Origin of the sequence: Corynebacterium afermentans subsp. lipophilum (genome assembly GCF_030408375.1) — a bacterium.
Taxonomy (GTDB): domain Bacteria; phylum Actinomycetota; class Actinomycetes; order Mycobacteriales; family Mycobacteriaceae; genus Corynebacterium; species Corynebacterium lipophilum.
Genome location: NZ_CP046530.1, coordinates 530,791 through 542,554, shown reverse-complemented (window position 1 = coordinate 542,554; position 11,764 = coordinate 530,791). Strand labels below are relative to the sequence as shown.

The 11,764-nt window shown below is 66.4% G+C and carries 10 protein-coding genes; 3 read left to right on the top strand and 7 right to left on the bottom strand.

Going from position 1 to position 11,764, the window contains the following annotated elements; translation table 11 throughout:
• Window positions 1-7 precede the first annotated feature (7 nt).
• On the top strand, window positions 8-1,288 hold the full coding sequence (gene aroA / locus CAFEL_RS02600; RefSeq protein WP_194560949.1) for a 3-phosphoshikimate 1-carboxyvinyltransferase: 1,281 nt from the start codon (window positions 8-10) through the stop codon (window positions 1,286-1,288).
• A complete protein-coding gene (gene rsgA / locus CAFEL_RS02595; protein WP_194560872.1) occupies window positions 1,288-2,313 on the top strand; it encodes a ribosome small subunit-dependent GTPase A in 1,026 nt (341 codons plus the stop codon). Before aroA ends, rsgA begins: the two co-directional genes overlap by 1 nt.
• On the opposite strand, the gene CAFEL_RS02590 is transcribed toward rsgA, so the two are convergent.
• Together CAFEL_RS02590 and CAFEL_RS02585 are read right to left on the bottom strand one after the other, a co-directional pair.
• Entirely contained in the window at window positions 2,287-2,790 is a 504-nt protein-coding gene (locus CAFEL_RS02590; protein WP_194560871.1) for a DUF6912 family protein, read from the bottom strand. The two genes, rsgA and CAFEL_RS02590, sit on opposite strands and share 27 nt — an antisense overlap.
• Window positions 2,790-3,203 carry an HAD family hydrolase gene (locus CAFEL_RS02585; RefSeq protein WP_194560870.1) on the bottom strand — a complete coding sequence of 138 codons (414 nt, stop codon included), beginning with the start codon at window positions 3,201-3,203 and terminating at the stop codon, window positions 2,790-2,792. Before CAFEL_RS02585 ends, CAFEL_RS02590 begins: the two co-directional genes overlap by 1 nt.
• 300 nt (window positions 3,204-3,503) lie before the next feature.
• Here CAFEL_RS02585 and CAFEL_RS02580 point away from each other — a divergent pair, with 300 nt between their 5' ends.
• Window positions 3,504-3,791 carry a hypothetical protein gene (locus tag CAFEL_RS02580; RefSeq protein WP_194560869.1) on the top strand — a complete coding sequence of 96 codons (288 nt, stop codon included), beginning with the start codon at window positions 3,504-3,506 and terminating at the stop codon, window positions 3,789-3,791.
• A gap of 26 nt (window positions 3,792-3,817) precedes the next feature.
• On the opposite strand, the gene secA is transcribed toward CAFEL_RS02580, so the two are convergent.
• The 5 genes from secA to mtrB all read right to left on the bottom strand — a co-directional run bounded on the left by secA (window position 3,818) and on the right by mtrB (window position 11,744).
• Window positions 3,818-6,379 (bottom strand): preprotein translocase subunit SecA, encoded by a 2,562-nt coding sequence (secA, locus tag CAFEL_RS02575; RefSeq protein WP_194560868.1) that lies wholly within the window; start codon window positions 6,377-6,379, stop codon window positions 3,818-3,820.
• A 202-nt stretch (window positions 6,380-6,581) separates the two neighbouring features.
• Entirely contained in the window at window positions 6,582-7,274 is a 693-nt protein-coding gene (gene hpf, locus CAFEL_RS02570; RefSeq protein WP_194560867.1) for a ribosome hibernation-promoting factor, HPF/YfiA family, read from the bottom strand.
• Window positions 7,275-7,773: 499 nt separating this feature from the next.
• Entirely contained in the window at window positions 7,774-8,400 is a 627-nt protein-coding gene (locus CAFEL_RS02565) for a ComF family protein (RefSeq protein ID WP_228496493.1), read from the bottom strand.
• 10 nt (window positions 8,401-8,410) lie between these two features.
• Complete coding sequence (gene lpqB, locus CAFEL_RS02560; protein ID WP_194560866.1) at window positions 8,411-10,114, bottom strand: MtrAB system accessory lipoprotein LpqB; 1,704 nt, start codon at window positions 10,112-10,114, stop codon at window positions 8,411-8,413.
• Window positions 10,107-11,744, bottom strand: a complete 1,638-nt coding sequence (gene mtrB, locus CAFEL_RS02555; RefSeq protein WP_290172164.1) for an MtrAB system histidine kinase MtrB — start codon at window positions 11,742-11,744, stop codon at window positions 10,107-10,109. The genes lpqB and mtrB overlap by 8 nt, the downstream gene beginning before the upstream one ends.
• Between the last annotated feature and the right edge of the window lie 20 nt (window positions 11,745-11,764).

The following is an 11,764-nucleotide window of genomic DNA, read 5'->3' as shown; positions in this document are numbered from 1 at the left end:
CATTATCATGTTTTTCATGACCGAGATGTGGCCTGCGCCGTTTCACCCCAGCCCGATCACCCACACGCAACAGGTGCCCGGGTCCAAATCCATGACCAACCGCGCCTATATTTTGTCGGCGCTCGCGTCCGGCCCGTCCACGATCGTCGGCGCGCTGCGCTCGCGTGACACGGACCTGATGGAAAATGCGCTGCGCGCCATGGGCACAGCCATCGAGGAGGACGGCGACACCATCCGCGTGTCTCCGGGCAAGCTGCGCTCTGCCGAGGTCGATTGCGGCCTGGCGGGCACGGTGATGCGGTTCGTGCCGCCCGTCGCGGCGTTCGCGGATGGGCCCGTGCTTTTCGACGGCGACGCCCACGCCCGCAAACGCCCCATGGCCACCATCCTGGACGCGCTGCGCACCCTGGGTGTCTCCGTGGCGGGCGATGCGCTGCCGTTTACCGTCCACGGCACCGGCTGCGCCGAGGGCGGCCCGGTGGAGATCGACGCGTCCGGCTCCTCCCAGTTCGTCTCCGGCCTGCTGCTTGCCGCGCCCCGGTTCGAGCGCGGCGTGCAGATCCGCCACACCGGCGGCACCCTGCCGTCGATGCCGCACATTGAGATGACCGTGGCCATGTTGGAACACGCCGGCGTTGAGGTTACGGCCACCGCCAATTCCTGGTCCGTGGAGCCGCAGCCGATCCGCGGCACGTACTGGGAGATCGAGCCAGACCTGTCCAACGCCGCGCCGTTCTTGGCCGCCGCGGCGGTCACGGGCGGCGAGGTGCGCATCCCGAACTGGCCGGTGACTACCACCCAGCCGGGCGCGACCATGCAGTCCATCCTGGAGCGCATGGGCTGCAAGGTCGAGCTGGAGGCCGCCGGCGCCGGCCACACCCTGCGCGTGCGTGGCCCGGAGGCCGGCAACTTGCGCGGCATCCGCCTCGACATGAGCGACATCGGCGAGCTCGCCCCCACCGTCGCCGCCATCGCCGCCTGCGCCACAACGCCGAGCGAGCTGACCGGCATCGCCCACCTGCGCGGCCACGAAACCGACCGGCTGGCTGCGCTCTCGCGCGAAATCAACGGGCTCGGCGGCAATTGCGAGGAGCTCGGCGACGGCCTGCGCATCACCCCGACCCGGATGCGCGGCGGGGCCTGGCACACCTACGACGACCACCGCATGGCCACCGCCGGGGCAATCATCGGCCTTGTGGTAAGCGGTGTCGAGGTGGAAAACATCGACACCACCTCCAAGACACTGCCCGGCTTCGCCGACATGTGGACGGAGGTGGTGGCGCAGTAATGGGCCGCAGCTTCGCCGATTACGACGAGTCCGATGTGCGCGTGCGCCCCGGCAAAGGCTCGCGCCCGCGCTCGAAGAACCGCCCCACGCACGACGACGCCGAGTTCGGCCTCGTCGTGGCCAAAGACCGGGGCCGTTGGGGTGTGGTGCTCGATACCGCCGGCACTCGCCTGCAGTGCACCCGCGCCCGCGAGCTGAAGCGCACCTCCATCGAGGTGGGCGACCGCGTCGGCGTGGTCGGCGACACCTCGGGGGCGAAAGACACCCTCGCCCGCATCGTCAAGCGCGAAGATCGCTCCTCGGTGCTGCGCCGCACGGCGGACGACACCGACCCCTACGAACGCATCATCGTGGCCAACGCGCAACTGCTACTTATCGTGGTCGCGGCCGCCGACCCACCGCCGCGCACCGGCTTTGTCGAGCGCGCCCTCATCGCCGCCTTTGTCGGCGGCGTGACCCCGGTGGTGTGCGTAACCAAGACCGATCTGGCAGACCCCTCAGACTTCGAGCGCGAGCTCGAGGCCATGGGGGTGAAGGTGCTGCGCACCGGCGTCGAGGACGGCGTGGAGCAGCTGCGCGAGCTTATCCGCGGCCACGTCTCCGCCCTCATCGGCCACTCCGGTGTGGGCAAGTCCACCCTGGTCAACCGCATCGTGCCGGACGCGGACCGTGAAACCGGCGAGGTCTCCGGCGTAGGCAAGGGCCGGCACACCTCCACCCAGTCCGTGGCCCTCGAGGTGCCCGGCGGCGGGTGGATCATCGACACCCCCGGCATCCGCTCCTTCGGCCTGGCGCACGTTTCCCCCGAAGAAATCGTGGACGTCTTCCCGGACTTGGAAGATGCGGCGCAGCGATGCCCCCGCGGCTGCACGCACTTGGGTCCCCCGGCGGATCCGGAGTGCGCCTGGGACGAGCTGGACCCGGCCTCCCCCGTCGGGCGCCGGGCCGCCGCGGTGCGGGGCCTTTTGGCGGCCCTGCACTCCAACAACGACTGGGAGCTAAAGCAGCTCGACGAGGACCGGTAGCTCGCTCGGGTCGTAGAACGCCATGTAGTTGTCCTGGGCGTCGCCCACGGCAAGCTCGGCGTCCTCGTCGCCCAGATCGGCGGCATCGATGACCTCAATCGCTTTCGCGGTCGCCTCCTCGGATTCCGCGATGTCCACATGGATCGCGGCGATGTCCTCGATCTGCACCGGCGCGGACAGCTTCACCACGGACTCGCCCATCTCAGGATCCGGGGTGGCCTGGGAATCCGGCACATCCGCGGAGACCACCACGCGGCGGTGCGGGTGGCGCTCCTCGTCGCCGATGGTCAGCAGGCGGATCGACGCCATCGCCGCGTCGTCGAACGCCACAGCCTCAATCTCTTCCTGGTCGCCGGAAGTGAAAAACTCGTGCAGCGCCTCGGTGGCGGCGAACGCCCAGCCGCTGCGGGCGTGCATCAGGCGGTTGTCCTCCAGCGCCGCGAGCATGCCGAAGGTGGCGGGAATATAGACGCGCACTAGAACTCGCCCTCGACGTCGAACAGGGACTGGATCTCCACCGCGGTGCGGTCGATGGCGGTGTGCAGGATGCCAATCATGTTGTACTCGACTGCGGCACGGACGTTCATGATGTCGTCGTCGACCATCACACAGTCGTTCAAGTCCACCCCGATCGCGTCGGCCGCGGCCTGAAACGCCGCACGCTCCGGCTTTTCCGCCCCAACCTCTCCGGAGAGCACCACAGCATCAACCCGGCCACCGAACTCCCATTCACGGATCTTGTCGGCCATCTCACCATCGCCTTCCTCGTTGGAGAGGATGCCCACGGCGATGTCCTTCGCTTTCACCGCCTCAATGAGGGTTTTCCAGCGCTGCTCGTCCTCTGCACCGGTGTCTAACACTCCTGCGTAGTCGATGATCAAGCCCTGCACGGGATCCCTCTTTCGTTGGTTGCGTCGCGGATGCCTACTGTAGTGAGCACACCCTTTACACGGGCGGCTGCGAACGTGGACAATACTACCTACCCCGCCCAATGCCCGTCCCCCTCCACCACGCATTCCCGCGTGAAAAGAGGGAGGATGCCCGCCATGTATTACACAGCCCCAGGGCACAGGCACGTGCAAGTGCTCGTACCCCGGCGAAACCACACACCCGCCGCGCTGAGCCGGCCCCTGGGAACGAAACGGCCTGCTGTTGCGCCGCCCGGCGCTCCAACAACGGTGGAGCCCGTCGTGGCGGAAGCGCTCAGCGCCGCCATGAGCAAACACCGGGCCACGTCCATGATGGCGTGGCGCTTCGCCCCCGCCGTGCGCGCCCACATCCGCGCCCGGCAGCACGCTGCGGCGCTGACAAACCCGCCAACAAGTACCGCCCCCGCGGCGGGCAGGCTCCAAGTGGTTACCTGCCACGCCCGCGAGGGCGGGGAATTCTTCGGCACCGTCGAAACCACTGACGGCGCCAGGCGGGCCTACGCCGCGAAAATCCGCGACGGCAAGCTCGTTGCCTTCAAGGTGCTGTAGGCGACAGCACGTCGATAAGCGACTGCCTAGACGACGGTGGAGCCGCCCGCATCAGCCGCCTGCTCAGCTTCCTGGGTCTCGAACTGCTTGCGCATGGTAAACAGCTGGCGCACCGTCTCCTCCTGGACGGCCTCGTTCATCGCGTTGAACATGTCGCCGCCTTCCTTCTGGTACTCCACCAGCGGGTCACGCTGCGCCATCGCGCGCAGGCCGATGCCCTCCTTGAGGTAGTCCATCTCGTAGAGGTGCTCGCGCCACTTCGTGTCGATGATCGGCAGGATCACCATGCGCTCCAGGTTGCGCATCTGCTCCTCGCCACCGATCGCTGCGACGTTTTCCTCCAGCTTGTCGTACTGCGCGTTCGCGTCGTCGACAAGCGCCTGACGCAGCTGCTCCGAGGTGAGCTCGCCGGCGCGGCCGTACTCGTCGCCGTCGATGAGCTCCTGCGCGCTGACCGCCGGACCGTAGAGGGACTCCAGCGCGTTCCACAGGCCGTCGAGGTCCCAGTCCTCCACGTAGCCCTCGGCGGTCGCGCCGTCGACATAGGCGCTGATGGTCGAATCGATCATGCGGCGCACCTGGCCGGCGATATCCTTCGAGCCCAGGATCTCCTGGCGCTCGCGGTAGACCACCTTGCGCTGCTCGTTGAGCACCTCGTCGTACTTGAGCACGTTCTTGCGCATCTCGAAGTTCTGGTTCTCCACCTGAGACTGCGCACCCTTAATCGCGTTGGAGACCATCTTCGCCTCAATCGGCACATCATCCGGCACGTTGAGGCGGTTCATCATGTTCTCCATGGACTGGCCCACGAAACGCACCATGAGCTCGTCGCGCATGGACAGGTAGAAGCGGGTCTCGCCCGGATCGCCCTGGCGGCCGGAGCGGCCGCGCAGCTGGTTGTCAATGCGGCGCGACTCGTGGCGCTCAGTGCCGATGACGTACAGACCGCCGGCCTCGCGCACCTCGTCGCCAAGCTGCTGCGAACGCTCCTTGGCCGCCGGCAGCTGCTCGTCCCACGCCTCCTGGTAGCGCTCCGAATCCTCCAGTGGATCCAGGCCCTGCGCCTGCAGCTTCGCGTCCAGGAGAATCTCCGGGTTACCGCCAAGCACGATGTCGGTACCGCGGCCGGCCATGTTGGTGGACACGGTCACCTTGCCGGGCAGACCGGCCTCGGCGATGATGCGGCCCTCTTCCTCGTGGTACTTCGCGTTGAGCACGTTGTGCTTCACGCCCTTGCGGGTGAGCAGCTGCGACAGGTACTCGGAACGCTCCACCGAGGTGGTGCCCACCAGCACCGGCTGTCCCTTCGCCGCGTGCTCCGCGATGTCTTCCGCAACGGCGGCGAACTTCGCCTCCTGAGTCTTGTAGATCAGGTCGTCGCGGTCCGCGCGCTGGTTCGGACGGTTCGGCGGGATCTGCACGACGTCCATCTTGTAAATCTGGTGCAGCTCCGCCGCCTCGGTCTCGGCGGTACCGGTCATGCCGGACAGCTTGTCGTAAAGACGGAAGTAGTTCTGCAAGGTCACCGTGGCCAGGGTCTGGTTCTCGTTTTTGATCTCCACCTGCTCCTTGGCCTCAATGGCCTGGTGCATGCCCTCGTTGTAGCGGCGGCCCGCCAACACGCGGCCGGTGAACCCGTCCACGATCATCACCTCACCCTGGCGGATGATGTAGTCCTTGTCGCGCTCGAACAGCTCCTTCGCCTTGATGGCGTTGTTGAGGTAACTGACCAGCTGCGAGTGCTCCGGGGCGTAGAGGTTGTCAATGCCCAGCTGGTCCTCGACGAACTCCACGCCCTCCTCGGAAATGCCCACGGTGCGCTTGCGCTGGTCCACCTCGTAGTGGATGCCCTCGCGCATGCGCGGAGCGAGCTGCGCGAACACGTTGTAGAACTGGCTGGAGCCGTCCACCGGGCCGGAGATGATCAGCGGGGTACGCGCCTCGTCGATGAGGATGGAGTCCACCTCATCCACGATGGCGTAGTTGTGCCCGCGCTGGACAATGTCGTCGACGGAGCGCGTCATGTTGTCGCGCAGGTAGTCGAAGCCGAGCTCGTTGTTGGTTCCGTAGGTGATGTCGGCGTCGTAAGCCTTCTTGCGCTCGGCCGGGCGCATGTCGGACAGGATCACGCCCACCTCAAGGCCCAGGAAGTGGTGGACACGGCCCATCATCTCGGCGTCACGCTTGGCCAGGTAGTCGTTCACCGTGACAATGTGCACGCCCTTGCCGGACAGGGCATTCAGGTACGCCGGCAGCACCGAGGTCAGGGTCTTGCCTTCACCGGTTTTCATCTCGGCGACGTTGCCGAAGTGCAGGGCGGCGCCGCCCATGATCTGCACCTTGAAGTGCTTCTGGCCGAGCACGCGCCAGGAGGCTTCGCGGGCGGTGGCGAACGCGTCGAGCAGGATGTCGTCCAGGCTCGCGCCGTCAGCGATCTTGTCCTTGAACTCGACGGTCTTAGCCTTGAGCTCCTCGTCGGTCAGCGCCGAGTACTCGTCGTCGAGCGCCATGACCTGATCGGCGATCTTGGCAAGGCGCTTTACGGTGCGCCCCTCACCGGCACGGAGCAGCTTTGACAGTCCAAACACGTGTGCAAAGTCCTTTACTGATGGGTTGACAGGGCCAAGGTGATACAACCGGCCATTGTACGCACGCCTCCCGGGGTATAGACAACCCCATAGGCGCTCCACAGCCAAGCCATTGCCTATCGACGACAACCGCCCCGGCCCAGATCCAGAAACAGAACCGGGCCGGGGCGGGTCTTGCCAGCTTGAGCTGCGGGAATGCGCGCTACTCGGCATCTGCCTCCGGGGCAAGCTCAATCAGACCGTAATCGAACGCGTGGCGGCGGTAGACCACAGCCGGACGGTTGGTCTCCTCATTGACGAAGAGGTAGAAGTCGTGTCCCACCAGCTCCATCTCGCTGAGCGCATCGTCCACGCTGCGCGGGGCGTTGGAGTGCACCTTGGAGCGCACGATCTGGCCCGGGACAACGTCCTCGACCTGGTCGGCGTACGGGTCCACGTCGTACTTGCCAGCTTCCTGTGCCGCGCGCTCCTGCTCGGCCTTCGCCTCCGCCTCCATCTCCGCGGCCAGCACACCGGTGCTCTTCGGTGCGCGGTGGCCGGACATTGCGATGTTGCGGCGCGCCTTGACCTTGCGCAGCGAACGCTCAAGCTTGTCCACCGCGGTCTCGAGCGCGGAGTAGAAGTTCTCCTCCTTCGCCTCAGCGCGGGCCAAGTGGCCCGAGCCGGTGGCGGTGATCTGGATGCGCTCCGCCTCTGCCTCGCGGCGCGGGTTCTTCTCGTGCTTCAGCTCCACATGGAACGACTTGAGCGTCGGATCAAGCTTTTCAATCTTGGCCAGCTTGCCGTTTACTCGTTCCTGGAAATGCTCTGGGACCTCGACGTTTCGACCGGTGATGGTGACCTGGGCTTCCGGGCTCAGCGTCTCTAGGTTCGGGTTGCGGTCTGCAGACGTCATCTGCGTCCTCCCTTGCGGTAGTAGGAACTGTGTCCACCACCACTATACAACTGGTTATGACCAATTCGGCCGGTTCTATACAACGCTCGCTGAGAGCGAACCTGTTGGCGGGCCACACGCCGCGGCGCACCGCGAGCGGCGCCGCTCCCCGACATTTCGCGGTTGAATCTGTCAGGCAGCCCCTAAACCCCCAGGTCGGCACAAACGGTCGCCGCAATCTGTCAGGAATCCGCCGGCCCCGCATTGATTCACCGGCTAGTGAATAGATTCCGCTTGGGAACTTTCCGCCCTGGGCAAAGTGAACAAATTCGCCCGCGGATCGGGATGTGTTCACTCGGAAGGGTGGAGCGAGTGAACAAATGCCCACGCCCTGACACATTGCGGCTGAATCTGTCAGGCAGCCCCTAAACCCCCAGGTCGGCACAAATGGCTGCCGTAATCTGTCAGGAATCCCTGGGAATCCGCTCGGCTCGAACCGCCTGGCCCCCGCCGGCGCCGGCTAGGCCGCGCACAGCGCCACACACGCGGCGACGTCCGCCCCGTGCGAGAGCAAAATAGCAGCGCTGGCCTGCAACGTCGCGCCGGTGGTGACCACGTCGTCCACCAGCACGACCTGCCCGGCGGGCACGCCGGAAATCTGCACGCGTCCCGCCAGGTTGGCCCGCCGTCCTGCTTCGTCGAGGCCGGACTGGTCCGCCGTCCGCGGGTCCAGCCGCAGCACGGGCGCGACCTGTCTTCCGGTGGCTCGGCAGACCTGCTCCACCGGGTCGCCGCCGCGAGCGCGCGCGGAACGTGTGCGCGTGGGTGCCGGCACTAAAACCGCACCGGTGGGGATCTCGCCGCGCGCCTCCAGGTAATCCAACGCGGCCGCAAGCACCGCGCCGACATGGCGGCGTACCGCCAGGTGGTTTCGCTCCTTCATGACCAGGATCACCCCGCGGTGCGGGTCGGCGTACGGCCCGAGCGCGAACACCGGCGCGTGCGGGGTGGTGTTGGGAAACACCCGCTGCGGCGGCGTCGCCAGGCCCTTGCGGCACGAGGGGCACAGTAGCGGCCCCGGCGCGCGGCAGCCCGCGCATCTACGCGGCAGCAGCAGCTCGCCGATCTGCCCCAACATCTCCCCCATGCGGGAAAGGCTAGCGCGAAGTGATCGGCAGCGCGCGCACGCCTTCCAAGCCCGGAACCTCGCGCCAGATCGGGTTGTCCGCGCCGGAGGCCGGCACCTGCAACAGCGCGTTCGCGTCGGTGACGTACAGGGTGCTCGGCGACGCCGCCACCGCCACCACGGGCGCCGAGATGTTGCCTGCGGACATCGCGGTCATGGAGGAGCCGTCCTGTTCCACGCGCATCACCGGCGTGGTGGAGGTCGTGCCCACGAGCAGGGATCCGTCCGGGCGCCAGTCGGCGGAAATGACGCTGCCGGCCAGTTCTTGGGCGTACTCGTAGACGTTGACAATGGAGCGCTCGCCGGAGGTCTGGCGGCGCACAATCCCGGTGTAGAGGCTGCCGTCGATGACCATCACTACCCGGGTGCCGGTGCGAGACAGGCGCAGCACGGAAATGTTGCCGTCCACTCCCTTGGGCAGTTCGACTTTGACCTCGCCGGTGGTCAGGTTCCCGGTGGCCGCGGATCTCACTGTGCGCAGGATCTGCTTGCCGTCGACCACCGTCCACACCGCCGCCGCGTCGGGTTCGAACGCGGGGCGGGTAAACGTGCCCGCGCGCATGACTTCCGTTTCAGCACCGTCAAAGGTTCCCACGCGGAAGATATCGTCCTCGTCGTCGCCGGGTTTGCCGAAGATGGCGGCCCACTCACCGCCGCCGGCGATGTCCACCGATGACACATCGTTGGCTGCGCCGAGGCTGCCCTCCACCGGCTGCGTGGAGCGCTCGTCCACCCGCACAACATTGCCGCTGGACAGGGCGTAGAGCTTCGTCTCCCCTACCGTCTCCACCAGGGGGCTCGCGGAGATGAAGTCGTCGGTGTCCAGGGCGTCGGTGCCGTCGATAAGCGATTGCCCGTCGGCCTCCAGCATGTACGGGCCGTTCACCCCCGCAGACGCGAGCGTCCACACAACCTGGGCTGCGAAACGGGCGCGCTCTTCCTCACCCACTCCCGAAAAACCGCTGAAGGTGTAGACGCCGTCCCGCTCGCCCGTGTACGTCACGCTCGACGGCAGCGAACCGGTCAATGCGGGGCGCAGACGCTCGGAGGGGCCCTCCATGAGCAGTCCGATGAGGTCGCTGGCCAGGGTTTCGCGGCGCGAATGCACCCAGCGACGGTCCGTGACAAGCTCCTGGTTGTCCTGGTCGAAGAAGTACAGGTTGTACGGCTGGTACTGGTTGCGCAGCTCCGTGCGTTCGAAGACCACGCCTTCCGGCAGCGAGGCGATGCGCCACTGCCCGTCGACCATCTCCATGTCGATGGTGGCCTCGTAGTCTCCCCGCTCCGGCGAGTAGGAACCGCCGGAGCGCACGGTGCCGACAACCTGGCCGTGCACCGCGAAGCTGCGCTGCCCCACTGAGGAGCCCGGCAGCGTGGTCATGCCGATGTTGTCCACGACGAGCTGCTGCCCGGTCGGGTCCCACGCCGTTGAGGCGCCCTCGGTGAGGTAGGCGCGTGCCGCCTCGTAGTCGCCGTCGGGTGTCGCGGATGCGTGGTAGAAATCGCGCAGCAAAAGGTCCGGCTCCTGTCCGTCCTTTGGTCCGACGTCCTGCGTTTCGGTCTCATCGGGGGTGAAGGAGCGGATGACGTGCGGCGCCGAGTTCGTGGGCAGCGAGGCGCAGCTAGTGGTCAGCGCCGTCAGCGCAACCATGAGGCAGGCAAGGGTTTTACGCATCGGTGTCCTCCTGGAGCACTCGCTTATCGACGGCTCCGCCTTCCCCGCCAAATCCTTCAGCGCTGTCGGCAGAGGTTTCCGCCCCTTCAAGTGGTTCTGCAGACTCTGGTGCAGTAGCGCGCGGCGCCTCGAGCGGAAGCGGGGACTCGGTGAACCCGGCCTCCAGGTGGCGTGGCAGCACCAGGCGGAACTGCGAGCCCACGCCGAATTCGCCGATCGCGTCGAGCGTGCCGCCGTGCAGCTGCGCATCCTCCCGAGCGATGGCCAGACCCAAGCCCGTACCGCCGGAGTGGCGCTTGCGGGACTTGTCGGCGCGCCAGAACCGGTTGAACACCAAGTCTTCTTCGCCCTTCTTCAGACCCACGCCGCCGTCGGTGACGGTGATGGCCACTGCCTCGTCGTTGGAACGCATGCGAACGGTGACCGGGTTGCCTTCGGAGTGGTCGATGGCGTTTGCGATGAGGTTTCGCACGACACGCTCGATGCGGCGGGCATCGCCTTCCAGAGTCTGCGGCTCGTCCGGGATGTCGAAGATGACGTCCACGTCCAGCTCTTCGGCCAGGTGCTGGGTCTGCTGCCAGGCGGATTCCACCGGCTGTCGGGCATCCACGTTCGCCGAGGACAGCTCAGCCACACCGGCGTCATGGCGGGAGATTTCCAACAGGTCGTTGAGCAGCGCCTCGAAGCGGTCCAGCTCGCTGATCATCAGCTGCGAGGCACGCTTGGTCGCCGGCTCCAGCGAATCTTCATTCGCGGCGATCAGATCCGCCGCCATACGCACCGTGGTCAGCGGGGTGCGCAGCTCGTGCGAGACGTCGGAGGTGAACTGGCGCTGCAGCGAGCCGTACTCCTCCAGGTTTTCGATCTGCTTGCTTAAGGTGTCCGCCATGTCGTTGAAGGACATGGCTAGCACGGCCATCTCGTCCTCGCCGTCGACAGGCATTCGCTCCCGCAAGTGCCCGGATGCGAAACGTTGCGCGGTGCGCGAGGCGGAGCGCACCGGCGCCACAATTTGCTGGGACGCGAGCCAGGAAATGCCCATCAACAGCACCACGACGATCACCGCGGCAGACGCCAAAATGCCGCGCATGAGCGCCACGGTGGAGGCTTCGCTTTCCATGTTCATCACCAGGTAGAGGCGAAGGTTGGGGATATCCGCGTTGGTCGGGGTGCCCACAATCAGCGCGTCGTAGGCCGAACCGTCCGGGCGCTCCACAGTGGCGAACTGGTACGCGACGTTGCCGTCCCTGACATAATCGCCCAACCGCTTCGGAATCTGGTAGGCCTCCGGCGAGGAGGTCACGGAACCGTTCGGGGCTTCGACCACCAGCACCGGCTCGTAGAAGCTGGCGGAGTCGCCGCTTTCCTGCACGCGCTGCGTCAACCCGGCGCGCGCCGAATTCAGCCGCGCCTGCAAGGATGCAGAAGACCCAGAGTTGGCCAGCTGGTAATCCACGGTCGAGCGGGCACGCTCAATTTCCACACTGGCGGTTTCAATCTTGGCCGCGGTGATGCGGTCCGTGACAACGGACGCCAGCGCGAAGCCAAGCACAGACATCACGACCGTGGACACCAGCAGCACCGTGCCCACGAAGCGGACCTGCAGCTTCGTGGACCAGGCGTGCCGCACTCGGTCGCTGACACGACGTA